The following is a 25809-nucleotide window of genomic DNA, read 5'->3' as shown; positions in this document are numbered from 1 at the left end:
CTGAGCCACTATAAGTTACGAACACGTCCATCCTGGGAAGATTTGCGGGCCGGCACAGCCACATTCACCTAAGAAGATCCACCAGGTATTTCACAAATGCTCGAACTGGCGCAAGCGGCGGTCGCGTAATTCAACGAAAGGCGATATCGCTATGTCTCAAGTAGCAGACCAGGGTCCCGAGGTACGCCTGGACGAAATGATCGACCATCGACCGGTGGGACGGTTCCATTACCTGGTCCTGGCGCTGACCGGTCTGGTCATGTTCCTCGACGGTCTCGACACCCAGATGATCAGCTTTGTCGCCCCGGCCGTGGCCAAGGAATGGTCTCTCCCGGTTGCCGCCCTCGGGCCGATATTCTCCGCGTCCATCGTCGGACTGATGATCGGTTACCTGGCCCTTTCACCACTGGCCAACCGCATCGGACACCGCCGACTGATCATCAGCTCCACCGTGGTGTTCGCCGTCTCCACCCTGCTGTGCGCAGCCGCCGTGAACGGGACCCAGCTGATCGCGCTGCGCACCTTGACCGGCGTCGGACTCGGCGCGACCATCCCCAGCGCCGTTGCCCTGGCCAGCGAGTTCGCCCCCACCCGTCGTCGCTCGTCATTCGTCATGCTGATCTACTGCTGGCTGGCCCTGGGATTCGTCGTCGCCAGCTTGATTTCCGGAGCGGTCATCCCGGAGTGGGGATGGCGCCCGATGTTCGTGCTCGGGGGCCTCCTGCCTCTGCTCCTGGTTCTGGTCCTGCTGTGGTTGCTGCCGGACTCCCCCAGCTACCTGTTGCCCCGTAACCCCTCCCGCGCCCGCTCCACCCTCCGCCGCCTCGACCCCGACCTCGCATCGAATATCCGGATTCTCCCCGCCGAACGCCGCGACGCCGGGGCGCAGACCACGACACGTTCCCCGATGGTCGAGCTGTTCCGCCGTCAATGGCTGGCCAGCACTGCACTCCTGTGGATCGCGTTCATGCTCAACCTCGGTGTCTTCTACGCCGTCCAGAGCTGGCTGCCTGCGATCTTGGGTCGACTCGGACACGCCCCTTCCACCGCCGTGCTCGCCACCGCCCTGACCACCATCGGTGGGATTGTCGCCGCCATCGTGATCGGGCCCTCGATGGACAGACGCGGCCCGTTCGGCACACTCGCGGTGGTCTACCTCCTCGGCGCACTGTTCGTCTCCGCGCTCGCGTTCGCCCTCACTGGAGCGAACTGGGTGGTGCTCGGCGCCGCGTTCCTCGCCGGTACCTGTATCACCGGCGGCCAGATGAGCGTCATCGCACTCGCCACCGTGCTCTACCCGCCACAGATTCGACCCACCGGCGTCGGTTGGGCGCTGGGCATCGGCCGAGTCGGAGGGATCGTGGGCCCATTACTGATCGGTTACGCCCTCGGCGACGGCGTAATCCCGCAAACCGTATTCCTGGTTATGGGCGCGGTGCTCCTCATCGCCGGCGTCGCCGTCCTTGCATTGGCCAGAATCTCCCGCGCCACCCGAACCCGCGCTCCACGAGCAGACCTCACCTCACCGGTCACGGCCGGCCCCGACGCACCGTCACCGGTGGCGAGCACCGAGGACTGACCGGCCACCCTTTCAGCACGTCACCTTCGCCGAGCAGCTTGACCCTTCGGCCATGAGGCCATGGCCACGGGCGCGATTGCCACCGTGTTCCGAGAAGGAAGAATCTCTCATCGAAGACGGATCCCACCCTGACGCGCCCGTTCCCGCGGCGGCAGATCCAATCACCAGGGTCCGGCCGGTCACCACGGTCTGACAAAAGTTCAGTCTGACTAAGATTCAAAGGGGAATCCCATGGCGAACTACTTGCTCGTGCACGCCGCCTGGTGCGACGGCTCGATGTGGCGGCACGTCGCCGCTGATCTGCGCCTCGCGGGCCACGATGCCCGCGTGATCGACCAGCTGCCCAGCGTCGGTGATGAACCCGGCGCACTCGGCGACCTTTACGCCGACGCCGCCTACCTCCGGTCCATTCTGGACTCGGCTACCGAGGACGTGGTGCTGGTCGGGCACTCCTACGGTGGCATGGTGATCACCGAGGTCGCCGACCATCCGCGGATCCAGCACAGTGTCTACCTCGCCGCGTTCTGGCCGAAAAAAGGCGAGACACTGCTCGACATCCGCTCGGCGCACCCACACGAATGGCTGGTGCCCCACGGCGAGGGCGCACTGCGGGTCACCGACGACATGGCGATCGCCCAGGAAATCATGGGCGCCGACCTCGGCGACGACTACGCCGAATTTCACCGGAACCTGCGACTCCAGTCGCGCGCGAGTTTCACTTGCACCAGCAACGCACCGGCACGCACACACCCGACCAGCTACGTCGTATGCGAGCAGGATCGGTCGATCTTCGTGGCTGACCAGGAACGCATGTCCACCGCCGCGAACATAGTCACCCGCATCGATGCCGCACACATGGCACCACTGTCCCGACCTGAGGCGGTCACCGCCGAGCTACTCCGATCCACGTCCTTCTCCGCCGCCACCCCGTCCGACAGCTCCGATAGGAGTGAGACCGGAATACGCTAGAAAGCTGCCGCGAAGGGTCGGTAGCCGCGGGTCAGCTGTCTGACGTCTGCGCCTCGGTGAGGTTGCGGTAGTGGGTGGCGCGGCTGACGCCGAACGCCGCCGCGACCTTGTCGACGGCCTGGCCGCCCTCCGTTGCAGGACAACGGGTTTCGTTACATTCGCCCCTGTTCTCGCTGCCCTCGTTGCGAAACTCGGTGAGGGTGGACAGGTCAGCCGTCGCGTCGTCTGTGTCGGTGGCCCGGAGTGGACGGTTGGACCAGAGAACCTCCGTGCGGTTGTGCCCAGGTTCCGCCCTAGCTGGTGGACGCAGGCAGTTCGTGCCGGTGCCACTCGCATACAGCTCGTGGTCGTCGAGGTCGCTGACATAGCGGCGCGCGCCACGGTCGCGGCGCAAACGTGCAGGGCCTCGGCCAGGGCGCGGTGTTCGGTGTCGGTGTTCATTCCGGCGAAGGAACGAATCGAGGGTGTCCTGGCGTACCGGCAGGATCGGCACCGGCAGCCGCCGCAGCGGCGTGGCCAGCTCCGGCCCCACCGCCCTCATGCGGCGCCGGTGCACGTCGACGCCCGGCGCTTCGCGAACTTCGCCGCGGGCGGGGGCGTGGACTGGGCGGCGTGGTCGAGGCGGATGGCGTCGAGGCGCCTTGGTGATCTTCTCGGTCCCGTCGAGGATCGCGTCGATCGCCGCACCACGGATCAGGTGCGGACCCGGCGCACGCGCACAATCCCGGCCGCATTCAGCCCGACGGCCCACAGCACCACTACGACACTCCATTGCGCCCACGCCAGCCCGTTCATCGAGCCCGACAGCAGGTTGCGCACGGACGGGTAAGGCGTGAGCCAGGCCTGCACAGGCGGGTAGACCACGCCGAGCACGAACCATAGGCCGAGCGGGAGCACGATGCTCGCCAAGCAAGCCGTAGCGCGGTGGCGGATCAGCAGACCCAGACCGGTACCGACGAGTTGCGCCACCACCTGCACCAGCACACCCCCGGCGACCACGGGTCCCGTGTCGTGCCAGACGAATGCAGCGGACGACGTCGTGGCGGCGAGAGCGCACACCACGGCGCCGAATACGCCGACGGCGGCGGCGAGCGCGGACGCCGCCAGGAGCCTGGGCAGGACGGGAAAACGCGACCGCAGCACGTCACCTGCTGTGAGGGCGCCCGTGAAGGGCACGAGCACCGACATGAGGCTCTGCACCGGATCCGACAGCGCGGCGAACGTCGGCGAGCCGTATACCGAAACGGCGACGGCGCCGAGCACACCGAGAAGAAGAGCGACAACCAAGATCCACCGCCGGACCGCGGTTCCAACGGTGCGGCGAAGCGCGCCCACGAACACTGTGAACCCCCTGCCCCAGATGCCGGAATTGTCGCAGGGGTCGGACTCAGCAGGAAGATTGATGGGTTCGACCCCAGTCCAGCGCCCGGCCACGGCGGTGTGACCTTGCACGGACTAGATGGCGGCCAGCGGCATTCCGATACCGGCAGATAGCGGCGGATCCCATTTCCCATTGAGACATCGTGACGGTCGGCCTGTTGCGATCAGCGCACGTCAGGCGGAGTACGCGAACACGCGTTCGATAGTCGCTGGTCGCTGGACTTCCCACGGCGAAGGAGTCGTTGTGGGAGTTCGTCGTGGCGTTCAACAACCCGCCGATGCCGTGGTCGGAGCTGGAACGGATCGCCTCCGGCCGCAACGCGCCGACGGTGCACGGGGATGGCGGGGATTCGCCGGCGTGGTCGCGCAAGCGCGACGACTACCGCCCGCCCGAGGGGCTGCGCCACCCCGCGGCAGAGGCCGGCACCGAGCGCGTCCTCAACGCGGAGCTGCACACCCACTCGTTCTTCTCCTTCCTCGACGGCGTCTCCTCCCCGAATCTCTGGTCGAGGAAGCGTGCGCCTCGACCTGGATGTGGTGGTGCTGACCGATCACGACGGCATGTCCGGCGCCGTGCGCTTCGCCGAAGCAGGCCGCGACCTCGGCATCCGCACCGGTCACAGTGTCGAGCTCTCCCTGGGCCTGCCGCAGCCGCAGGGCGACACCGCCGAGCCGGTCGGCACTCACCTGCTCGCCCTCGCCCGCGACCTGACCGGGTATCAGCGGTTGTGCCGGATGATCTCCCGCGCGCAGCTCGCCGGCGGGGAGGAAGGCCGCCCCCTCTACGGCCCCGACGAGACGGTGGAGGAGCTGCGCGGGCACGTGCTGGCGCTCACCGGTTGCCGCAAGGGCACCGTCCGCCAGGCCCTCGCCGACCGCGACACACCAGCTGCGACGACTGGTCGAGCAGTTCGGCCGCGAGCACGTCGCCTTCGAGCTGACCGACCACGGGCAGCCGCTGGACGACGCGAACAGCGGCCCTGCTGAACGCCCCAGCGGGTATGCCACAGTAACAATCGAACAGGCCCTGTCGTGTCCCGGTCTCGAGGCAGGACAGGGCTTCGCGTCGCGCACCACCGGAACATACAGCGAGCCACGAAACCCAAGGGATGTCTCGCGCAACCGCTCGGCCAGGTTGCTGTCACCAACGACGTTCAGTACGCGATCCGGTCGTACACACTCCCCGTGCCACGGCGGGGGTGAAGCCTTCCAGCCCCACAGCGAAAGAACCCACTCACGCCCACCGGCCCCCCATCAGCGCCGCACGGAGGGCGTGCTCGACATCGTTAACATCGTCGGCACGCCATGGCTGCTGCACCATGCCTGGCCCGGCCGGGGGCCTGGTGATGCTGGACAACGTCGGACACACGACGTCCGCCGCCTCGATGCAAGACGTGCTGGTCTGCGCAACGGTTCGCCCAGTGACAGACGGGCGCGGGTCTCTCAGAAGTCCGTATGCGCGATGTCGTCGAGGACCAACGGTCCCACGGGAGACCAGCCCAGTACACGCCGGGCCGTGTCGCCCGAAGCCTGCTGGTCGAGGAGAAGGGCCTTGCCGAGCAGCCCGAGCCGGTCGAGCGTCTGCATGACGGGTTCGGGCTCGACGCGTCCGGCCAGGCCGAGAGAGCGGCTTACCGCTTCGGTGATCTGCCGTACGGTCGGGTTCGCGCCGCTGGCGCCGATGAAGTACGAACCGCGTGGGGCCTTCTCCACCGCGAGCACGTATAGCTCGGCCAGGTCGTCCACGTGCACGGTGCTCCAGTGCTGGTCACCCAGACCGATCATGGTGAGCGCCGGGGCGTTTCCGGCGGTTCGAGGGCCAGCGGCGACGCGGTTCAGCAAACCACCGCCGTGGCCGTACACCACTGCCGGCGCAATAACCGAGGTCCGGACGCTCTGCGCTGCGCGCACGAGCTTGCCGAGCGGCACGCGCCAGGCGATCAGCCGCGGGGCGTTCATGCCGGTCGACTCAGTGATTCCCGAACCGCTGCCGTGCAGCCAGACGCCGGTGGTGTACACGAACGGCCGGTCGGTGTTCCGCAGCGCGCGCAGGAAGCTGGTGACCGCCACCTCTTCGACGGTCGCACTGGTCTGGTCGCCTGGCGACGCCAAGTGGATCACACCGTCGCTCGTCGCGGCGAGTCCCTCCAACGCGTCACGGTCTGCCAGGTCGGCAATCGCGGGCTGGGCGCCCTTGGCCCGTACCAACTCGGCCTTCTCGGCGGAGCGGACCAAGGCAGTGACCTGGTGGCCGCTGGAGACGAGCCGATCCAGCACCGCGGCTCCGATGTAGCCGGTACCACCAGTGAGCAGTACGTGCATGGTTATCCTCGTTGCTGACGTTTGTTGGGAATCACCGTAATACTCGCAGTGCATCAGGCGACTTTGCCCTACCAGCAGTGATCAGTCGTTGGCTCAGTGCTCGTTTGAACGACCACTACTGCAGACCGCCGCCGGACGCCGGGCCAAGGGGACAGCCCGGCGTCCTACCTGTTCACCCAGCGGAGGATACGTGACTCGCCCAAATGCGGACTATTACAGCCAACGTCGCGCACGCTTCGTCCTTGACATCGGGGCGTCCGGGCTCAGGGCAGATGTGCGGCCAGGTTCAGCACGCGCGTGGTCTGCATCGCGGAGAAGTTGTCGTCGCTGATCAGGCTCACGCCGATCAGGCCTGGGCCGTTGCCGGTGATGGCCATGCCTTCGTAATTGTCCAGCAGAGGGTTGGCCTGGGCCTCTTTCGTAGGTGCGCCCAGCGTGGGGCAGTTCACCAGATCGGCCAGGTGTTGCTTGGCGACGATGTCCGCACGCGGAGCGTCTGAAAGGTTCGGCAGCGCACCGACATCGGCAGCTTTTCTGAGACCGGTCACGGTGAAAAGGTCGACACTGTTGCCGGCGGTGCTGTCGAAGGCGGCCTCCTCGACCAGGATCGCGTCATCGCGGTATGCGGCGACCTCGGGGATGCGCATATCCGGCTCGGCCCGGTATCCGACCTGCTTGATGAGGTGCCATTGTCCGGTGCCGTCGACGGTGTACACCAGAAACCGGTGCAGGGAGGCGTCGCCGGTTGCAGAGACGTCGCCGGAGAGTGCGTCCTCCATGGAGGCGATGATCTCCCGCCCGGACGGCGAGACTGTCAGTCCTTCGAGGGTGGCGTTGGAGGCTGGCTCACCGTCGGGGGTGGTACCGGCGACCGCGAACCGCGCCGGAACCGGCAGCGACTCTTTCTGTACACCGTCGCGGTCGAAGATCCGGATCGACGGCTCGGTTTCCGAGCTGACCACGTAGTCGCCGTCCGGGAGCACGGCGAGCCCCTCATTGTCAGAGCCGGTCCCGGTATACGGCGTGCCGTCCGGCTTCCTGAGCACCAACGGGTCACGAACCGGCTTCGGGTCTCCGAGGTTGCGGAAGAACCAGATGCGCGCTGGATCACTGGCGTGATTGTCCACAGCAGACGCCCAGGAATGCGACCGGACGTCGAAGGCCAGCGAGGACAGCCCACCGACGTCGGCACCATTGACGACGCGCTTGTCCAGGGCGTCGCTGAAACCGAGCGCGGACACCCGCGGGGAGCACCGTGGGCCGGTTCCCGGCCCGTCGGCAGCACCCACCGCGGCGGCGGAGGCAGGCACTGTGATCGCCGTGGCCATAAGTGCCGCTGTCGCACCGGTGAGCACCACCGACATTCGCGGGATCCTGTTCATAATCATGATCACAGGAGGCCCGCGTCCTCGCCGGAGGGGATGGTGCGTGAGGTCGTGACGACGGCGTGGCCGAGCTTGCGGTAGGCCTCGACCAGGCCGGCGCCGATGCCCTGCGAGGGTCCGGCGATGACGGCGACCTTCTGGCTTTGCATGGTAATCACATGTCTCCAGTTCTTCGACTCGAGCACGAGTACGCGCCCGATGACGGGATGGGGGTTCTCGACCTCGGCTGCTGCCGCCGGTCGGCTCCTGGACAGTGGGCCACACTCGGCGGCGGCGCGCCCACCGTGACAGGGCTAGGTACGGTTGGGCGGTGGTTTGAGCTGGTACCGCGCGACGATGTCCGGCAGCCAATCGGGGGTGGCGAACTCCAATCCGTACTCGGCCGCGAGCCGTGCCAGCTCGCCTTCGGGGGGCGGGCCGCCTGCGAGCATGTCGGACAGGTTGTGGAAGAACCCTTCGAAACCGCCCGGGGTGATCACCTCGATCATCCGCGCGGGCATCTTGCCCGCGTTCCACATCGTGTGAACTTCTCCACGGGGCTTGGCGATGTACCCACCTGCGCCGAGTACGACCTCGCGGTCGCCCGACCGGAAACCGATCTCCCCCTCGGTCACGATCGAGTACTCGTCCTCACGGGTGTGCCGATGCGGAGCAACCAGCGCACCGACCGGGAAGGGGTGCTCCACGATCGACACAGCACCTCCTGTCTCGTGGCTCCAGAGCTTGAAGGCCACTCCAGTAGTTCCGAGATTTTCGGTCCGTCCCTCTCCTGGTTGCACGATCGTCAGCGGTGGAGGCGTTGTGTCGTCCATGGCAGCTTCTCCCGTTGTCATCGATCTGACTTGCCGCAGGCGTCGTCCGACTCACTCTGTGGCGAGTCCGGCTCAGCGGGCACGGCTTCGCGGGCGCGAGCGAGCTGAGCGATGAAGTACTCCGGGTCGTCTGGGTAGAAATTCCGTCCGGTGGTCTCCACCGACATCGCTGGCTCCGATCGCCGTAGGGGCTGCGGCACCGTTCGCCGCCCTCGTCCTTGATTGGCGTAAGCGCACGGCGAATCTTTCGGGGGGTCGGCGAAAACTCGCCCCGAAGGTCCCCGTGGGGTGCCCATCCGGGCAAGGCACCTGCTCGCGCGCCGGGGTGCTTTGCCGTACTCGGTCCGCTCCGCGTCACTGGAGCCGGACCACGGGCAAGTCCGTCGGGGCCTGCGCCGGGTCGGCCAACATCCTTCAGTCGCGCCGCTCTACCGCGTCCCCGCCGACAACGAGGGTCCACGAAGTACTCAGGAAAACTCCGGCGGATATGGCTGGGTAGGCCCTTGGCCAGGGGCCTTCGGGGTTCGGGTGGGAAGTCGCCGGTCGGCGCTACGGTGTTCACGGACGAGTAGCTGGAGGGTGCGGTAGTTCCCGGAGATCGGCCGGGAGGACTTGTTCCCGTTCTTCACCCTGGCCCCGGCGACCCTGGCGTTCGTCAATCCCGGCCGCGTCACACCCGCTGACGAGGCTGCACCAGGCCAACCAGCGCGGTCGCTGCGCCGCGACGGCACGGCCAGGCGTTCGTCTACGCATACGCGCTCGAAGGCACCGTGCGCAGCCAACTCGACGACAAGCCCATCAGCACCTTCCACCAAGGCCAGAACTGGGTCGAGCAGCCGGGCACCCACCACGTCCTCACACAGAACACCAGCCAGACGGCCCGCGCGCGGTTGCTGGTCGTGTTCGTGTCCGACACCGGAGACCCGCTCAAGGTCAACGACCCCCACTCCCGATGGCGACGGGTCCATCGGTGGCGAGTGTGATCAGTCTGTCGGGAAGCGCACTACATCGCACGATCATTGCTCGACCACCGCGACTACGAGCCTCGCCCGTCCTCAACTGCGGTGAGCCCCTACAGCGAGCTTGGTCAGCAGCTCCCGGCCCTTCTCCGCATTACGCGGCTCGCACAGGACGTCGTAGCGGCCGGCAACGAGCTGGCTGGCAGAGGAGAAGTCGCGACGCCCTCGCGACGCGGTATAGCCGAGCGCCGCGAATACGCCGCCGAACAGGGCCCCGGCGACGAGGCCGACGACCATCGGTGCCGCAGCCGTGCCGTTGGTGTTGCTGAACAGACCCAGCAGCAGGCCGACGAACAGCCCGAACCAGGCGCCGGACAGCACACCAGTGCCCAGCACTTTGCCCCAAGTGAGCCTTCCGATGACACGCTCGACGAGCATGAGGTCGACGCCGACAATCGTCAGGTCCTGAACAGTGAACTCGTTGTCGACCAGATACTCGACCGCGCGCTGTGCTTCTTCATAGGTGCCGTATGAGCCGATCGGCCAACCCGATGGTGGCGTCGGCAGGCTGGGCAGGCCCGGCGTCAGCCGTCCCGGCGAGAGTGGATTGGTCACGAACATCACCTGTGCTTCGTTCGACTGCGCTAAGGGTCTGGACGGGGTCGATTGACTTTGCGACGCGTTGCGCAACCGTCTTACTGAGCGCAAGCACGCGATCGGCCGTTACGGCGGAGACTGGAGCGCCAAGGACCACCCACCCCGACGGCGGCGATGGCCGGCCAGTGAGCGGGCCCACCAGGCTGGACAAGCGCCGATGTCCAGGCACCTGCGGATTCCGCCTTGGAGAGCTTTCTCTAGGGCAACATCAGCGGAGGGCCAATGGCTGATCACTGACCGCCGTTGATGTCGAAGTCCGCCCCGGTGATCCACTGCGCGCGAGCGGAGGCCAAGAAAGCGACGATCTCGGCGATGTCGCGCGAGTCGCCGAAGCGGCCGAGCGGGATGCTCTGCCCCACGGCCTCGATGGGCGCGCCCATCGCCTCGGCGATCGGCCGCAGGACGTCGAGTCCGCCTTCGGTCTCGACCGGGCCGGGGCTGACGATGTTGACCCGGATGCCTTCCGGGGCCACGGCCTTGGCCAGCGCACGGCTGTAGACGTTCAGCGCGGCCTTCGCCGCGGCGTAGTGCGCGACCGGCGGCGGGACGTCCTTGACCACACCGGTGCTGATGTTGACCACGGCCGCGCCGCGGCCGGATTCCTTCAGCGCCGGGAGCGCGGCGTTGGTGACGCGCACCGCGGCGAGGAAGTTGATGTTGAGCGAATCCAGCCACTCTTCGTCGGGCACGGCCGCAGGCCCAGCCAGGTGGGTGCGCGCCGCACCGGCGGCGTTCACCAGGATGTCCAGGCCGCCGAGTACGTTGGCCGCACGCTCGATGAGCTCCCGCGCTCCCTCGGCCGAGCGAAGGTCGGCGGTGAGGAACGTGGAATCCTTCGGGGTTTCGTCGGTCTTGGTGCGGGCGCTGGTGGCGACGACTGCGCCGCCGTCGATGAGGCGCTGCGCGATCGCGGCACCGATGCCGCGGGAACCACCCGTGACGAGCACGCGGCGGCCGACGAACTCGTCAGGCAGAGCGGAAGTGGGGGTGTACATGGTTGCTACCTCTCACGGATGTTTTCTTGCTGTACAAGGACGGTTTCGAATCAGGCGAGGATGAACGTCATGGCGTTTCCTTTCGCGTTGCTCCGAGTGCGCCAGGCCGGGCAGCGGCGGCGACGTGCTCGAAGAAGAACAAGACCAGGAGCGCGGCCGCGAGCATCACACCGGCACCGATGCGGAAGGCCAGGACGTAACCGTCCACAGTGGCCTCCTGCGGGTTCGCCCCGCCGGCGGCCAAGGCCCCGGCGTGCCGCAACGCGACGGTCACCAGCACCGCGAGGCCGAGACTTCCCCCGAGTTGCAGCGTGGTGTTCTGCACGCCGCCGGCCAGCCCGACCTCGGACGGCGTGGCACCGTGTAATGCGGCGTAGCGCAGCGCCGGGAAAATGACCCCCTGCGCAAACCCGTAGCACAGCGTCGCCGGCAGCACGAGCTGCGCGTAGTGCAGGCTGCCCCCGATCTGTCCCAGGGAGAGCATCGCTGCGGCGCCGATGAGGAACGCGCCGGCCACACCGAACTTGATGCCGATTCGCGGCAAGAGATTGGTGCTCACATAGATGCCGACGAGCATCGCGAGCCCGAACGGCAGGTAGGCCAGCCCCGACCGCAGGGCCGAGTAGTGCCCGAAGTCCTGCAGGTACAGCGTCAGCACGAAGAACATCGTCATGAACGACGCCATGCCGAGGATCGCCGCGACGTTCGCGGCCGACCGGGTGCGGTCGCGGAAGAATCCGAGCGGCAACAGCGGATCACGAACCAGCGCCTGCGACGCGATGAAGGCACCGAGCAGGACCACTCCCGCAACGACGGGCACGAGGACCGCCGCGCCACCCCACGCGTGGCTGCTCGCGTTTAGCAGGCCGTAGACCAGGGTCGTCATCGCCGCCGTGCCGAGGACCGCACCCCACGGCTCGATCCGCGCACGCCGTTCGACCGGGCTGCGCGGCACCAGCCGGACCGATGCGGTGAGCACAACGACGGCGATCGGCAGATTGATCAGGAAGATCCACCGCCAGCTGATCGCGCTGGTGACAACTCCGCCGATGACCACACCGAAGGTTCCGCCGAGGCCGGCCAACCCGCCCCACATGCCGATGGCACGGGCTCGTTCCCGGGCGTCCGGAAACATCAGCACGGCCAACGCCAGGGCAGCGGGGCTCACCACGGCGACCCCGAGACCCTGGGCGAACCGCGCCACCACCAGAGTCCCAGGGTTGGACGCGACCCCGCTCACCAGCGAAGCCCCGGCAAACAGGACGACACCGATCATGAAGAGCCGCTTCCGGTCGGCCAGATCGGATACCCGGCCCCCGAGCAGGAGGAAACCGCCCGCGGTGAGGCTGTAGGCGTTCATTACCCACGCGAGACCGGCCGGCTGGAACCCCAGGTCACCCTGGATCGACGGCAGCGCCACGTTCACTACGGTGCTGTCGATCGAGAGCATGAACTGCACGAGGGCGAGGACACCGAGCGCAAGCCAGCGGCGCGCATACGGCGCCTGCGGAACCTCGCAGAGGTCCACGCTCCTCACGTTCTCGGTGCTCACACCTTCTCCTACCGCCGGGGAACCAGCCGCCAATTTACTGGCGCTACTCACTAAAACTACTAGCGGGGTCCAGTATGTCAACCACAGGTGACCGCCGAGACATCCCCTTGACCTGGGGACAGCGGGAGAAGGCAGGCTCGATAGTTGAACGTTTTTCTACTTCAAACGCAGTGCGAGCAGAGAAGTACCCGAGCCATCGGAGCCAGCGTGAGCGCGAGCAGGGCAGGACGACGACAGCACGGCCACGACAGCACTCCCGAGAGGAGCCCGGATCGCGCTGGTCGGAGTCGGTCGGATGGGGTTGCCGATAGCCGGCAATCTGCTCGCCGCCGGCTTCGACGTCGTGGCGAGCGACGCGCGACCTGAGGCAGAGGAAGGCGTGGTCGCCCGCGGTGCGAGCTGGGAGCCCGACATCACTGAAGCCGTGGCACGCGCCGAAGTCCTGATCACGGCTATGCCGGGCGTGCCGGAGATCCCGGACTTGATGCACGGCGCCGAGCCGTTGCTGAAGGCGCTGACGGCGGGCACGATCTGGATCGACATGACGAGCAGCTCCCCGCTGGTCATGAAGCCGATCCAGCAGGACGCCCTCGCTCGCGGCATCGCGGTGCTGGAAGCACCGATGGCGGTGGGCCCGAAGCCGCAGAGGCGGGCACTCTGCAACTGTTCGCCGCGGGGGACGCCACGACGTTCAGTCGTGTTCTGCCGATCCTCGAGGCGGTCGCGGACGCGGACCGGATCGCGCTGGTCGGCGGTTCAGGCCTTGGCTACAGCGCCAAGCTCTTGGTGAACCTGCTGTGGTTCGGGCAGGCGGTGGCAACCGCCGAGGCGATGCTGCTCGGCCAAGCAGCGGGCCTCGACGTCGAAGCATTGCGCTCACTACTGGCCGGCAGTGCGGCCGGCAGCGAGTTCCTGCACCACGATGTGCAGCGCGTCTTCAGCGGTGACTACCTGCTCCTCTTCGGGCTTGACAGATGCACCGAGGAACTTGAAGTGGTGAGCGACCTGTTCGACAGCTTCGCAGTGCCGTCGGAGCTGTCGCAGGTCGTCACCCGAGTCCATCGCGAAGCCCTCGCCCGCTTCGGGCCGGTGGACGGAGAGCTGATGGCCGTCGCCCTCCTCGAGGAGCTCGCCGGTAGGCCGTTGCGGCCCGAGTAGTCACAGCGCGCGGATGGCTCCACCGTCGATGGAGACCAAGCTCCCGGTCACGTACGACGCGGCCGGCGACAGCAGGACCGCCGCCATGCGTCCGAACTCCGCCGGGTCGCCGAGGCGGCGCAGCGGGATCGCAGTTTCGGCTCGGGTTCGCGCCTCCGGGTCACCCTTCTCGAGTGCGAGAGTGCGGTCCGTCAGCACCTTGCCGGGCAGAAGACCCAGCACCCGGGTGTCCTGGGGGCCGAGTTCGTCGGACAGATCCTTCACCAGCATGCCCAGGCCCGCGCGCAGCCCGTTGGACACCGAAAGCCGCGGCAGCGGCGTCTTGGCCGAGCTCGACAGAACGAAGGCAATCGCCCCGCCGTCGGCTCGGTCCTCGCCCTTCGCGAGCAGTGGAGCCAGGTGACGCACGAGGCGGACCGTACCGAGGAAGATGCTCTCGAACGACTGCCGCCACACCTCGTCACTGACGGCTGTGGTGACCCCGGGCTTCGGCCCGCCGACGCTCACCAAGGCGCCGTCGACGCGGCCGAACGCCGCCAGTGCGGTTTCGGTGAGCAGGCGCGGCGCGTCGGGATCGGCGTTGTCGACCGCGACTCCGGTCGCCGTGTCTCCCAGCGAAGCGACGGCCTTCGCGACCTTTTCCTCGTCCCGTGACGACACGACGACCTTTGCTCCGTCCCGGACGAGTGCTTCCGCCGTGGCGTAGCCCAGCCCGCTCGTACCGCCGGTCACCACGTACACGCGTTCCGAAAGACCGAGATCCATGGGCACCTCTCACAGTGGGGACAGCGCATAACATATTCGCTGTATGAAGTTCCGTCATGCTAACCTCAGGGTGTGCACGATGTGAAGCTCGCATTCCGCGGCGGCCTGGTGACCACACCCACGGGCACGCAGCTCGCCGACGTGGCCGTGTCCGACGGGCGGATCGTCGCGATCCGAGAGCCCGGGACCGTGAACGCCGAGCGGGTCGTGGACGCCGACGGCCTGCACGTCCTGCCCGGCGGAGTCGATCCGCACTGCCACCTCATGGCGGGACTGACCCCGTCGACCCGCGCGGCCGCGCTCGGCGGAACCACCACAGCGCTGTCGTTCTCCTTGCCGGACGACGGCGAGGAGACCGTGTCCGCGTTCAAACGGGCTCAGGACCTCGTGGCGCAAGGCCTCGCGGCCGTGGACCTCGGCCTGCACGCGATGTGCTACCGCCCCAATGAGCTCACCGCCGCCGACGTGGCCGAACTGGCCGAGCTCGGCGCCGACGCCGTGAAGGTCTTCCTCGCCTACCCCGAGCTGGGGATCATGGCGACGGGGGACGGGCTGTACCGCACGATGCTGGCGGCGAAGGCCGCCGGCCTGCCGGTCCAGGTCCATTGCGAGGACGGCGAGATGGTCGAAGCGCTCGTCGAAGAGGCTTCGGCCGAGGGCCGCCGAGGGCCGCGCACGTTCGGCGGTGTGCGGCCACCGGTGCTCGAGGAGGTCGCCGTGCGCCGGGCGCTCGGGATCTCCGGGCTCGCCGGCGGGCGCCTCTACGTGACGCACCTGTCGAGCCGCGAGGCGATCAACCACGTGCGGTCCTCGCGCGCCGCGCGCGAGACCGAGGTGACCGCCGAAGCCTGCTTGCACCACCTCCTGTTCACCGAGGACGAGTACGACGGGCCGCGCGCGGGCGCGCTGCTCGTCGCTCCCCCGTTGCGAGCAGAAGACCACGTAGCCGCCGTGCGTGAAGCGCTGTGTGACGGGACCTTGGACACGATCGGCTCCGACCATTCGCAGGAGCGCACCGAGGTTGACCGGCGGATTTCGCCGTGCGGTGACGCTCACTACGGCATCCCCGGGATCGGGGCGCGACTGCCGCTGATGCTGTCGTGGGGCCTGGACAACGGCGTCCCGATGGAGCGCCTCGTGCACGTTTTGTGCACCGGTCCGGCCGACGCGTTCGGCCACCACCGCAAGGGCCGGATCGCGCCGGGCACCGACGCCGACCTGGTCTTGTGGGATCCTGATGCGAGGTGGGTGGCTGACGAGTCCTCGTTCGCGGACGGCACGAGCATCAGCCCATACGCGGGCACGGCTGTGCGCGGCAGGATCCGGTCGGTCTGGACGCGCGGGCGCGAACTGGTGCACGAAGGCGAGTTCACCGGTACCGGGGAGCCGGGACGGCAACTGATTCCGGAAAGGGGAGGGAAGACGCGATGACGGAGCTCACGCACAGGACCGAGGAGAACGAGGCCGAGGCTTCGCTCGGTCTCGCGCCCCGTCCGGACAGCCTCGCGATGTCGGTCTACAACACAATCCGCCAGGCCATCGTGGACGGGAAATTGCCCGCCACGAGCCGTGTCACCGAAGCCGGCCTCGCCAAACAGCTCGGTGTCAGCAAGACACCGGTGCGCGAGGCGCTGCTGCGCCTCAAGGAAGTCGGTCTGGTCGAGTCCGACGGCCCTCGCGCGGACCGCATCGTCACCCCGTCCGCGGTCCGGTTGCGGGACGCGTACGAGGTGCGTGAGGCGCTCGAGATGAAGTCCGCGCGACTGGCCGCCGAACGCGGTCATCGCGACGTCCTCCTCGCCGCGAGGCACGAGGCCGAGCGCACCGTGGTCGCCGCGGACCAGCGCGACTTCGCGGCGTACCGCGCCGCTGACGAGGCCTTCCACACGACGATCGCTCGGGCCACCGGCAATGCCCGGCTCGCGCGCCTCATCGACGACGCGAACGCGATGATCATCGCGCTGCGCCAGCGTGACCTTCCCGGCATCGATGCCTCGCCGGTGTGCGCGAGCCAGCACATGGCCATTTCGAAGGCGCTGCTGGACGGCGACGTCGAGTTGTCGAGCAAGCTCATGGAAGAACACGTGCGGTCCGTCGGGGACAACGTGGTGGCGTACTTGACCGACCACGGGGCTCCGCAGCACGCTTGACCACGTCCTCGTGGGGTGGACCGGTGGCGTGACGGGCTGATCGCCGAGCCACCGGTCCGCCTCAGCGGGCGGTCCAGCCGCCATCGACCATCAACGTCGTGCCCGTAATGTAGCTGGCGTCGTCGCCGGCCAGGTACAGCGTGGCGCGGGCGACGTCCTCGGGACTGCCGAGGCGCGGCCACGGAGTGCGGCTCGTCCAGTACTCCTGCCACACCGGGTCGCCGGCACGCGGGCTCGGGCCGGTTTCGATCTTGCCGGGCGCCACGGCGTTGCAGACGATGCCATGCCCCGCGTACTCGGCCGCGGTCTGACGGGTCAGCTGGCTCAAGGCGGCCTTCGACACCCCGTACGCGGTGTCCTCGCGGGCCGCCACGATCCCGTGCTGCGATGTCACGTTCACGATGCGGCCGCGGACCTCCGACCGCCCTTCCTGGGTCAGCATCTGTCGCACCGCCGCGCGGCTGAGCACGAACGGCGCCGTCAGGTTGACCGCGAGAACCCGGTTCCACTCGTCGTCCGTCGTCTCGAGGAGCTCGTGCCCAACGCTCGTCGCGGCGTTGTTCACGAGCACGTCAAGCCGCCCGAAGCGCGCGACGGCTTCGGGCACCAGGCCGTCCACCGCGACCGGATCGGCCAGATCGCACTCGACGAAGACGGCGCCCTCGGCGAGCTCGTCGGTCGGCTCGCCGCCGTGCCATGCTTCGCGCACCCGGTCCGCGACCACGACGTGTGCGCCAGCTTCGGCGAAGCACAACGCAATGGCGCGGCCGATCCCGGAAGCCGCCCCGGTCACCACAGCCACACGCCCGTTGAGGTCGCTCACGTTCGGCTCATCTCCGTCAGTTTCCTCAGATGGACAAGATCGGCGGCCAGACTGCCAGGCTCCTGGGAACTCAGGTGATCCAGCACGAACCAACCGGAGTAGCCGGCCGCTTCGAGCGCGTCCGACACCCGCGGCCAGTCGACGATCCCGGTGTCCAGCGCCGTGCGCCGCCACAGCCAAGTACCGTCCTCGGCCCGTTCGGGCGCTACGTTCTTCACGTGCACGTGCCGCAACAGCGGCCCCAGCACACCGGTGGCCAGGAACGGATCCTGCCACCCCTCGCGGGCGAGGCTGCCCGGGTCGTAGACAATGCCGACGCGGTCGACGTCCACTTCGGACAGCGCGCGGCACGCGAGCGACGGATCCGGCACCAGCGTGGTGGGAGCGGGCTCGAGCAGGAGCCGCACACCGCGCGCAGCGCATTCCGCGGCTTTGCCCGCCAGCTGCGAGCGCAGGCGGGTGAAGTCAGTGTCGAAGTCGGTGCCGTGGCCTGTCGCGTAGACCCGCACGTGCGGAGCGTGGAGTGCTACGGCCAGGTCGCACACCCGCTGCCACAGCGGGCCGGGGTAGGCGAGCGCGTCCGGTTCGTGCACCGCCACCCCCGCGCAGGCAATACCGGCTTCCTCTGCGGCACCGGCCACGGCGGCGAGCTGAGCGTCCGAAGCGGTGAGCTCCAGGGCGTGCCCCACCCCGACGCCCCACTCCACGCCGTCGAGGCCGTGCTCCGCGGCGACCGCGCACAGCCGCCGCGGATCCAGGTCCGGCAAGGCGGCGCTCGCGACGGCGAGCGGTACCGCGGTCATCGAGCACCCGTCCATTCGTCGTGGTGGTCCAGCCACCAGCGCGCGATGTCGAGGCGCCGCATGAAGGACACACCTTCCTTGCCCGACACGTACTCCAGCAGATCTCGCACGGCGCTCGCCCGGTTGGCCTGCCCGCTCCACCGCGGGTGGAGCCCGACCGTGAGCATCCGGGGCCCGAGCCCGTGGTCGATCTCTTCGCAGAGGTAGTCGATACCCAGTCGCATGCTCTCGAAGAACTGTGAAGGCGAGCCGTAGGTCGGGTTCAACAGGTAACGAGTGTCGTTGTAGACCTTCGAGTAGGGCACCATCAGCAGCTGCTGCCCCGAAACTTCCATGAAGTAGGGCAACTCGTCGTTGCACACGTCGGAGTCGTAGAGGAAGCCGCCTTGCTCGACGAGGAGGTCGAGCGTGTGCTCGCTCGGGAACGACCGCAGGTACCAGCCGAGTGGCCGCTCCCCCGTCGTGCGCTCCAGCGACTCGATGGCCAGCCGTAGGTGCTCGCGTTCCACCTCGCGGTCCACGCGGTTGTACTCGAGCCATCGGTAGCCGTGGCCGATCACATCGTGCCGGCTCTCCCGGACCCATTGGGCCACTTCGGGATTGCGCTCGAGCGCCGTGGCACACGCCCCGATCGTGACCGGTACGTCGAATCGGTCGAACAGCCGGGCCAGCCGCCAGATGCCGACACGGCTGCCGAACTCGTAGTGCGTCTCGCTGCCGAAGTCCCGGATCGCCGGGTCGACCTCGTAGTCGTACTCCCCCCAACCGTCGTTGTGGTCGTCGCCGTCGAGCACGGAGTACTCCGAGCCCTCCTCGTAGTTGACGACGATGTTGATGACCAGCTTCTCCTCGCCGGGCCACCGCACCCGCGGGGCGTTCCGCCCGTACCCGACGAAATCCCGTACGCGCGTGGTCTCTGCCACTTTCCGCTCCCTCTCGTGATTCACCCTGCGGTCCAGCCGCCGTCCACAGGGACGACGGCACCGGTCATCGAGGCCGATCCCGGCCCCAGCAGGAACGCGATCGTCTCGGCGACGTCCTGCGGCGGCGCCGGGGTGCCGAACAAGTTCCGTTCCCGTACGCGTTCGGCTTCGCGGCCACCGGTTTCGTCCCGGCCGCTGCGCGCGAGCATCGGGGTGTCGGTCGGCCCCGGACATACGCAGTTGACGCGGATCCCGTCCGGCGCGTGGTCGACGGCCATTGCCCGGGTGAGCCCGATCAGGCCGGCTTTCGCCGCGCAGTACGCCGGAAACCCGGCGCCGCCGACCATTCCGTACTGCGAACTCACGTGGACGACGGCCGCGCCCGCCCTGCCGCGCATCAGCGGCAACACCGCACGGGACACCAGGTACGCGCCGGTCAGGTTCACGTCCAGAGTTCGCCGCCAGGACTCCGGTGACGTCTCGGTCACGTCGCCGGTGTACCCGCCGATCCCGGCACAGTTGACGAGCCAGTCGACGCCGTCGAACTCGGTCCGAACCGCCTCTGCCGCCGCGCTCACCGAGCCTTCGTCTGACACGTCGGCCGCCAGTGCGAAGTAGGCATCCTCGTAACCGGGATGCGCAGCACCTGCGCCGAGGTCCAGGCCGGCCACGCGCGCGCCCGTGGCGAGGCACATCTGCGTCACGGCGCGCCCGATTCCCGAGGCCGCGCCGGTGACGACGACGTTCGGTGTGGTCACGACAACGTGACCGTTCGTCCGGTCGCGAGCGCTTCTTCTCCCGCGAGCGCGACCCGCAGAGTGGCCAGGGCATCGGCAGGGGTGCACGCCACCGCAGCGGGGTCGCCCGCCTTCACCGCGGCGAGGAACCGCGAGTTCGATGCGCTGAACGGCTCTTCGGCCACCCCTGCGGAAACTTCCAGGCCGCGGTTGCGTCCGGTCAGCCTGAACTCCGGGTCGAGCGCCACCCTCAGCAAGCCGGAGTCCGTGACAACGTCCAGGCCATAGCGGCCCGAGACGTCCGCCGGCGTCCAGGCGATGACGATGGTCGCGACTGCACCGTTGGTCATGCGCAGCACCAGGGTGAGCGCATCGTCGATGTCGCGCGCGGCGACGCCGGGCCGATCAACGCGCACGGTGCTGCCGACGGCGAAAACGGATTCGACCTCGCCGGCCACGGCCCGGGCCAGGTCGATCTGGTGGCTCCCGCGTTCCAGCAGGTTGCCACCGCCCTGGGCCTGGTCGAGGAACCAGGGCCGGGCTGCGGTCGGGCCCACGCTGTAGCCGGACAGGCTCACGACGTCGGAAGATTTCAGCTCCGAGCGCACAGCATCGAGCAGCTCGAGCGCGCGCCACTGGTAACCGACGGCGCACACCCCCCCGACTCCTCCGCGAGCCGAGTCAGCTCTGTCGCCTCGGCGAGATCGCGGGCGACGGGCTTCTCCAAGTAGACCGGGATCCCGCGAGCGAACGCCTGCCGCGCAGGCGCCAGGTGGTGTTGCGGCGGAGTGCAGATCCAGACGGCGTCGAGTTCCGTTGCGAGCAGCTCGTCGACGTCCTTGCAAGCGCGTGCGTCGTAGCGTCCCGCGAACTCCGCCGTTCGCCCGGCATCGAGATCGCACACAGCGCGGATCTCCACGTCCGCACGAGCGGCGAGATCCGTGAGGTGGCTGTCGCCGATCCAGCCGAGGCCGACCAGGCCGATCGCCGTGCTCATACTGCGCTCCAGAGGGTTCGCGGGTCGAAGTGGTTCGCGGGTCCTTCGGCGAGACCACCGATGGACACACCGGTCACACGCAGGTTCTTGATCCAGTAGCCGATGATCGCCGGCACCTGGTCATGCTGGATCACGGCCATCCGCGCGGCGGCCTTGAGCCGGGTCTGCTCATCGAGCGAGGCGTTCAGGTCGGCGAAGGCGCGGTCGAAGTCGCGGTTCTTCCAGTGCGCAGCGTTCCAGATGCCGCCCGAGGTGTACGCGGGCAGGATCGCCTGGCTCGGCACGCCGCGCGCACCCCAGTCGACGATGCCCATCGGCACTTCGAGCCACGGCTGGCTGTTTCCCGTGCCGTAGTAGGCGCTCTGCTGCTGCACGTTGAGCTGCAGGTTGATTCCCGCCGGCTTCAGGGCCTGTTGCGCGAGGACCGCGTACTGCGGGATCTCGAGGTACTGCTCGGTGGTCAGGGTGACCGGGAAACCGTTCGGGTGCCCGGCGCGGGCGAGCAGGGACTTCGCCAGCGCGTAGTCCTGCTTCCGTTGGGGGACTTGGGCAATCGCCTGCTTCGAGACCGGGAAGACGGGTGCGAACGAGTGGTCGTTGCCGAGCTCGCCGTCACCGCCGAGCAAGGCCTGAACGAGGGCGGGCCGGTCGAAGCACGCGGCGACGGCCTGCCGCACCAGCGGGTTGTCGAACGGCGCCTGGTCCGTCCGCATATGGAAGCCGCGGTACTCGCTGGACGGGCTCTTGATGATCTTGAGGTTCGGGGTCTCCTGCAGGGCCTGCGCACTTTGGTGGGGCGCGATCGGCCACACGTTTTCTCTGCCGCCCTGCATGTTGAGGGCGATGGCGCTGTCGTCCGCGTAGTAGGTGAGGCGCAGGCTGTCCAGGTAGGGGTAGCGCTTGTCCCAGTAGTCCGGGTTGCGCGCGAAGGTGGCGCCGGTCTCCGGCTGGTAGCCGGTCATCACGAAGGCGCCAGTCCCGACGTGCCCCTTCGCGAAATCGCCGATCTGGTAGTTCTTCGGCAGAATGATCGCGTTGAAGTTGAAGGCCGAGACGAGATAGGGGAAGTCCACGAACGGCTGGTCGAGATGGAACGTGACCGTGTGGTCGTCGACCTTCTCGATGTTGCCGTGCGAGAAGATCCCCTTGAACGCCGACAGCGCCGACGAGTTGACCTTCGGATCGGTCAGCAGATTCATCGTGTACACGACATCGTCCGCGGTGAAGGGCTTGCCGTCGTGCCACTTCACCCCCTGACGTAGTACGAAGGTCCACGTGTCCGGTCGCTTGGCCGACCACGACACCGCGAGCCGCGGGTCCAGGGTGTAGTCGGCGCGCGGGAAGCACAGGTATTCACCGGCGATCTGCGCTGTCGTCTGACCGCCCTGGTTGTAGAGCGTCACCGGGTCCACGAGCGAGGCCGGCCGGGTGATCGCGACATTCGCCGTCCCACCTCGGCGAGGCGGGCCCACCGCCGGCACGGAGTTGATGCCACCGCCTTGACCGCAGGCCGCGAGGATGGCCGACGCGGCCGGCAAGCCGAGCCCCAGCACACTGGCCCGGCGCAGGAATCCGCGCCTGCTCAGCCGCCGGGCCCGCACCTCTTCGAACAGGTGGTACTCGTAGTCGTCCATCGGCAGTTCCTCACTCGGGGCGCACCGAACGGCGTCACCGGGTTCCGATCCTGAGCTTCAGATCGGGATTTGATATTCCATATAAGTTAGCTCCCTGAGCCCGCAAAGCACAATCCCCCGCGCGGCAGCGCCTCCTTGCAATGCACGTTTTTGCCTTGACCAGCAGCATTGTTACACCGGGAGCAACAAGAACGTAACACGGCGAGACCGCAGCAGCCCGTTGCTTCCCTCTTGGGCGACAGATACGCTATACAGAATATCAACGGGCAGGGCGTGTTGCTCGCCCGTGACAAGCCATCCCCGGCGTTCTCCCCGGGTGCGCCCCACCAGACGACAGGCTGGGCTCAGACATGATCGGATTCATCACCAAACGGCTCGCGCTGAGCGTGCTGACGCTCCTGCTCGTGTCGATCATCGTGTTCGCGGTCTCGCAGGTGCTCCCCGGCGATGTGGGACGCACGATCCTCGGACCGTACGCGACCAACGACCAGGTCGCGCAGTTGAACCACACGCTCGGGCTCGACCGGCCCCTGCCCGTGCGCTACCTCGACTACATGTGGGGCTTCCTCCACGGCGACTGGGGCAAGTCTTACCTCCTGCAGGAACCGGTCACGGGCCTCGTACTCGGGCACCTCGGCGACTCGCTGCTGCTCGGCGGGTTCGCGCTCGTCATCGCCGTGCCGTTGTCCCTCGGCTTCGGCGTGGTGGCAGCCCTGAGGCGGGACAAGTTCACCGACCGCGCGATTTCCGTGACCGGACTGTCCCTCATCGCACTGCCCGAGTTCGTGGCGGGCACCGTGCTGCTCGTGGTGTTCGGCGTTTCGCTCAAGTGGTTCCCGGTGTCGTCGTCGGTGCCACTCCCCGAGATCACGGACGTCTTCCGCCAGCTGCTCCTGCCGTCGATCCCGCTGATGTTCGTCCTGTTCGGCTACATCTCGCGCATGGCGCGGGCCGGCACTGTCGACGTGCTCGACTCCGCTTTCGTGCGGACCGCAGTCCTCAAAGGACTGAAACCGGGCCGCGTCATCGGCAAGCACGTTCTGCGCAACTCCCTGTTGCCGGCGATCACGGTCGTCAGCGCCCAGGTCGGGTACGCCGTCGGCGGCCTCGTCGTGGTCGAGAAGCTCTTCAACTACCCAGGGATCGGCCAGCTCATCTACACCTCGGCCACCGGGCACGACCTCCCGGTCCTCGAGGCAGCCGTGCTCGTCATCGCGGTGATCTACACCGTGGCGAACCTGTGCGCCGACCTCCTCTACGGCGTGCTCAACCCCCGCATCCGGCTCGCTGCGGCGTGACCGGGCCGGACGAGAAGGAGCATTCATGACGTCAACGGAGACCATGGCCGCACCTGCCACCGGGCAGGCGGCGCCCCGCCAGGCGTCCACGGCTGCGAAGGCCCGCCGACGCGAGATCGTGCGCGGGCTGCTGCGCTCCCCCACGTTCCTGATCGGTGCGGTGATCCTGCTGTTCTGGGTCGTCGACGCAATCTTCTGGCAGTCCTTCGCCCCGCACGATCCGCAACAGATCTTCCCGCAAACATTGCAGGGGCCGTCTGGTGCCCACTTGTTCGGGACGGACAACCTCGGCCGCGACGTGTTGTCGCGCCTGCTCGCCGGCGCCTCCCCCGTGCTCACCGTCGCCCCGGCGGCCACCGCGCTGGGGCTGGCCGGCGGCGTCGCGCTCGGCCTGTTCACCGGGTACTACCGCGGCGTGCTCGACGATGTCGCGATGCGCATCGTCGACGCGGTGCTCGCGTTCCCGCTCGTGATCATCGCCGTGCTCGTGCTCACGGTGCTGGGCTCCGGCGAGCTGCCGGTGATCCTGCTGATCGCGGTCACCTTCGTCCCCGGCGTCGCCCGGACGGTGCGCGCGGCGGTGCTCACCCAGCGGGAGCTCGAGTACGTCGCCGCCGCCAAGCTGGCCGGCGCGTCGGGCCCGAAGATCATGTTCACCGAGATCCTGCCGAACGTGACCGGTCCGATCATCGTCGAGGGCACGGTCCGGCTCGGCTACGCCATCTTCACCTCGGCAACGCTGTCGTTCCTCACGCTCGGCATCCAGCAGCCGTCCCCGGACTGGGGTCTCACGATCTCGCTGGGCCAGATCTACCTGCAGGTCGCGCCGTGGATCGTCCTGTTCCCCGCTTTGGCGCTGGCGACGCTCGTCGTCGCCGTCAACCTCGTCGCCGACGGCTTCCAGCGCGTGCTGGACGCTTGATCCCCCCGGAAGGCACCGTTATGACCACCACGCTGGAGCAGCCGACGCTGGCCGTGCGCAACCTGGACATCAGCTACCGGAGGGGTTCGCGGGTGTCGCCGGTCGTGCGGGACGTGTCGTTCACGATCCGACCGGGCGAGGCGTACGGCCTCGTCGGCGAGTCAGGCTGCGGCAAGACCACCGTCGCCATGTCGATCATGCGGTACCTCCCGGACAACGCGGTCGTCAGCGACGGCAGCGGCATCACGTTCGCCGGTGAGGATGCCCTGTCCGCAGGCAAGGGCCTCCTCCGCCAATGGCGTGGTGGGCGGATCGCCATGGTGTACCAGAACCCGGGCGCATCCCTGAACCCTTCATTCGCATCGGAGCGCAGGTCGCCGAAGGCATCAGGGTGCACAGTGGACTGTCCACTGCAGAATGCAAGGAGAAGGCCCTCGAGATGCTGGCCAAGGTCCGGATCCCGGACCCGGCCGCGTGCGCCCGCCGCTACCCGCACGAGCTCTCCGGCGGCCAGCAGCAACGCGTGATGATCGCGATGGCGCTCTCCGGGAACCCCGATCTCCTGGTGCTCGACGAACCCACCACCGGCCTGGACGCGACCGTCGAAGCCGAGGTACTCGAACTCATCAAGCAGCTGCGCGAAGAATTCCACACCGCCGTGCTCTTCATCAGCCACAACCTCGGCATCGTGGCGCAAATCTGTGACCGCGTCGGCGTTCTCTACGCGGGCCGGCTTGTCGAGGAAGCTCCCGCGGACGAGTTGTTCGCCTCTCCTCGGCACCCGTACACCCGGGACCTGCTCCGCTCGGTGCCGCGCCACGGCGTCACCAAGTCGGCCGGTCTTCTCGCGACGATCCCCGGATCACTCCCAGCGCCCGGCACCGCACTCACCGGGTGCCCGTACGCCGCGCGCTGCGAACTCGCCACCGACCGCTGCCACACCGAAATGCCGCCGGCGGAATCACTCGGCACCGACCACGCGGTCAGCT

The 25809-nt window shown here is 68.0% G+C and carries 26 protein-coding genes and 3 pseudogenes; 12 read left to right on the top strand and 17 right to left on the bottom strand.

Annotated features, from left to right (window positions below; all coding sequences use genetic code 11):
- The first annotated feature begins 196 nt into the window (after positions 1–196).
- Together AB0383_RS34805 and AB0383_RS34800 are read left to right on the top strand one after the other, a co-directional pair.
- Positions 197–1579 (top strand): MFS transporter, encoded by a 1383-nt coding sequence (locus AB0383_RS34805; protein WP_366189547.1) that lies wholly within the window; start codon positions 197–199, stop codon positions 1577–1579.
- Positions 1580–1810: 231 nt separating this feature from the next.
- A complete protein-coding gene (locus AB0383_RS34800) occupies positions 1811–2548 on the top strand; it encodes an alpha/beta hydrolase (RefSeq protein ID WP_364188762.1) in 738 nt (245 codons plus the stop codon).
- A 31-nt stretch (positions 2549–2579) separates the two neighbouring features.
- Here AB0383_RS34800 and AB0383_RS34795 read toward each other — a convergent pair whose 3' ends face one another.
- Entirely contained in the window at positions 2580–3080 is a 501-nt protein-coding gene (locus tag AB0383_RS34795; protein WP_366189546.1) for a hypothetical protein, read from the bottom strand.
- Between the two features lie 161 nt (positions 3081–3241).
- Positions 3242–3835 (bottom strand): hypothetical protein, encoded by a 594-nt coding sequence (locus tag AB0383_RS34790; RefSeq protein WP_366189545.1) that lies wholly within the window; start codon positions 3833–3835, stop codon positions 3242–3244.
- Positions 3836–4444: 609 nt separating this feature from the next.
- Here AB0383_RS34790 and AB0383_RS34785 point away from each other — a divergent pair.
- Positions 4445–4915 carry a PHP domain-containing protein gene (locus tag AB0383_RS34785; protein ID WP_366189544.1) on the top strand — a complete coding sequence of 157 codons (471 nt, stop codon included), beginning with the start codon at positions 4445–4447 and terminating at the stop codon, positions 4913–4915.
- A 456-nt stretch (positions 4916–5371) separates the two neighbouring features.
- Here the strand turns inward: AB0383_RS34785 and AB0383_RS34780 are convergent, their stop codons facing one another.
- The 4 genes from AB0383_RS34780 to AB0383_RS34765 form a co-directional block, all read right to left on the bottom strand.
- Entirely contained in the window at positions 5372–6304 is a 933-nt protein-coding gene (locus tag AB0383_RS34780) for an NAD-dependent epimerase/dehydratase family protein (RefSeq protein WP_366189543.1), read from the bottom strand.
- Positions 6305–6513: 209 nt separating this feature from the next.
- A complete protein-coding gene (locus AB0383_RS34775; RefSeq protein WP_366189542.1) occupies positions 6514–7614 on the bottom strand; it encodes an esterase-like activity of phytase family protein in 1101 nt (366 codons plus the stop codon).
- Between the two features lie 26 nt (positions 7615–7640).
- Positions 7641–7784, bottom strand: coding sequence for a hypothetical protein (locus AB0383_RS34770; protein WP_364188777.1), 144 nt, complete (start codon positions 7782–7784; stop codon positions 7641–7643).
- A gap of 144 nt (positions 7785–7928) precedes the next feature.
- The gene (locus AB0383_RS34765; RefSeq protein WP_366189541.1) at positions 7929–8447 is read right to left on the bottom strand and encodes a cupin domain-containing protein; all 519 of its coding nucleotides are present in this window, start codon (positions 8445–8447) and stop codon (positions 7929–7931) included.
- Positions 8448–9166: 719 nt separating this feature from the next.
- On the opposite strand from AB0383_RS34765, the pseudogene AB0383_RS34760 reads away from it, so the two are divergent.
- Positions 9167–9430, top strand: a pseudogene (locus AB0383_RS34760) (hypothetical protein); the annotation flags it as partial.
- Positions 9431–9502: 72 nt separating this feature from the next.
- Here AB0383_RS34760 and AB0383_RS34755 read toward each other — a convergent pair.
- The 3 genes from AB0383_RS34755 to AB0383_RS34745 form a co-directional block, all read right to left on the bottom strand.
- Entirely contained in the window at positions 9503–10027 is a 525-nt protein-coding gene (locus tag AB0383_RS34755) for a general stress protein (protein ID WP_364188893.1), read from the bottom strand.
- 266 nt (positions 10028–10293) lie between these two features.
- The gene (locus AB0383_RS34750) at positions 10294–11058 is read right to left on the bottom strand and encodes an oxidoreductase (RefSeq protein ID WP_364188783.1); all 765 of its coding nucleotides are present in this window, start codon (positions 11056–11058) and stop codon (positions 10294–10296) included.
- A 67-nt stretch (positions 11059–11125) separates the two neighbouring features.
- Positions 11126–12691: an MFS transporter gene (locus AB0383_RS34745; RefSeq protein WP_364188785.1), complete on the bottom strand. Its 1566-nt coding sequence runs from the start codon at positions 12689–12691 to the stop codon at positions 11126–11128.
- A 184-nt stretch (positions 12692–12875) separates the two neighbouring features.
- On the opposite strand from AB0383_RS34745, the pseudogene AB0383_RS34740 reads away from it, so the two are divergent.
- A pseudogene (locus AB0383_RS34740) lies at positions 12876–13279 on the top strand (NAD(P)-binding domain-containing protein); the annotation flags it as partial.
- Between the two features lie 117 nt (positions 13280–13396).
- A complete protein-coding gene (locus AB0383_RS34735; protein WP_364188895.1) occupies positions 13397–13768 on the top strand; it encodes an NAD-binding protein in 372 nt (123 codons plus the stop codon).
- Here AB0383_RS34735 and AB0383_RS34730 read toward each other — a convergent pair whose 3' ends face one another.
- Positions 13769–14533: an SDR family oxidoreductase gene (locus AB0383_RS34730; RefSeq protein ID WP_364188788.1), complete on the bottom strand. Its 765-nt coding sequence runs from the start codon at positions 14531–14533 to the stop codon at positions 13769–13771. It abuts the gene before it with no gap.
- A 72-nt stretch (positions 14534–14605) separates the two neighbouring features.
- On the opposite strand from AB0383_RS34730, the gene AB0383_RS34725 reads away from it, so the two are divergent.
- The gene (locus AB0383_RS34725; protein WP_364188791.1) at positions 14606–15964 is read left to right on the top strand and encodes an amidohydrolase family protein; all 1359 of its coding nucleotides are present in this window, start codon (positions 14606–14608) and stop codon (positions 15962–15964) included.
- Positions 15961–16683: a GntR family transcriptional regulator gene (locus AB0383_RS34720; protein ID WP_364188794.1), complete on the top strand. Its 723-nt coding sequence runs from the start codon at positions 15961–15963 to the stop codon at positions 16681–16683. The genes AB0383_RS34725 and AB0383_RS34720 overlap by 4 nt, the downstream gene beginning before the upstream one ends.
- Before the next feature lie 61 nt (positions 16684–16744).
- On the opposite strand, the gene AB0383_RS34715 is transcribed toward AB0383_RS34720, so the two are convergent.
- The 7 genes from AB0383_RS34715 to AB0383_RS34685 are packed head-to-tail and all read right to left on the bottom strand — an operon-like array spanning position 16745 to position 22600.
- On the bottom strand, positions 16745–17506 hold the full coding sequence (locus AB0383_RS34715; protein WP_364188797.1) for an SDR family oxidoreductase: 762 nt from the start codon (positions 17504–17506) through the stop codon (positions 16745–16747).
- On the bottom strand, positions 17503–18309 hold the full coding sequence (locus tag AB0383_RS34710) for a sugar phosphate isomerase/epimerase (protein WP_364188800.1): 807 nt from the start codon (positions 18307–18309) through the stop codon (positions 17503–17505). The genes AB0383_RS34715 and AB0383_RS34710 overlap by 4 nt, the downstream gene beginning before the upstream one ends.
- Positions 18306–19232, bottom strand: coding sequence for an allantoinase (locus AB0383_RS34705; RefSeq protein WP_364188803.1), 927 nt, complete (start codon positions 19230–19232; stop codon positions 18306–18308). Before AB0383_RS34705 ends, AB0383_RS34710 begins: the two co-directional genes overlap by 4 nt.
- A gap of 20 nt (positions 19233–19252) precedes the next feature.
- Positions 19253–19990, bottom strand: a complete 738-nt coding sequence (locus tag AB0383_RS34700) for an SDR family oxidoreductase (protein WP_364188806.1) — start codon at positions 19988–19990, stop codon at positions 19253–19255.
- Positions 19987–20547: a Gfo/Idh/MocA family oxidoreductase gene (locus tag AB0383_RS34695; protein ID WP_366189540.1), complete on the bottom strand. Its 561-nt coding sequence runs from the start codon at positions 20545–20547 to the stop codon at positions 19987–19989. Before AB0383_RS34695 ends, AB0383_RS34700 begins: the two co-directional genes overlap by 4 nt.
- A 14-nt stretch (positions 20548–20561) precedes the next feature.
- Positions 20562–20966 (bottom strand): Gfo/Idh/MocA family oxidoreductase, encoded by a 405-nt coding sequence (locus AB0383_RS34690; protein WP_366189539.1) that lies wholly within the window; start codon positions 20964–20966, stop codon positions 20562–20564.
- Positions 20963–22600: an ABC transporter substrate-binding protein gene (locus AB0383_RS34685; RefSeq protein WP_364188812.1), complete on the bottom strand. Its 1638-nt coding sequence runs from the start codon at positions 22598–22600 to the stop codon at positions 20963–20965. The genes AB0383_RS34690 and AB0383_RS34685 overlap by 4 nt, the downstream gene beginning before the upstream one ends.
- Before the next feature lie 350 nt (positions 22601–22950).
- Here AB0383_RS34685 and AB0383_RS34680 point away from each other — a divergent pair, with 350 nt between their 5' ends.
- From AB0383_RS34680 to AB0383_RS34665, 4 genes and pseudogenes are all read left to right on the top strand, one after another.
- Complete coding sequence (locus tag AB0383_RS34680; protein WP_366189538.1) at positions 22951–23898, top strand: ABC transporter permease; 948 nt, start codon at positions 22951–22953, stop codon at positions 23896–23898.
- Positions 23899–23923: 25 nt separating this feature from the next.
- Positions 23924–24820, top strand: a complete 897-nt coding sequence (locus AB0383_RS34675; protein ID WP_366189537.1) for an ABC transporter permease — start codon at positions 23924–23926, stop codon at positions 24818–24820.
- Between the two features lie 20 nt (positions 24821–24840).
- Positions 24841–25347: an ATP-binding cassette domain-containing protein gene (locus AB0383_RS34670; RefSeq protein WP_366189536.1), complete on the top strand. Its 507-nt coding sequence runs from the start codon at positions 24841–24843 to the stop codon at positions 25345–25347.
- Positions 25230–25802 (top strand): annotated as a pseudogene (locus AB0383_RS34665) (ABC transporter ATP-binding protein); the annotation flags it as partial. The gene AB0383_RS34670 and the pseudogene AB0383_RS34665, both read left to right, overlap by 118 nt.
- Positions 25803–25809: the final 7 nt, after the last annotated feature.

It is taken from the genome of Amycolatopsis sp. NPDC051373 (assembly GCF_040689465.1).
Lineage (GTDB): Bacteria > Actinomycetota > Actinomycetes > Mycobacteriales > Pseudonocardiaceae > Amycolatopsis.
The sequence above is the reverse complement of the archived record's forward strand: the minus strand, read 5'-3'. Positions and strand labels throughout refer to the sequence as shown.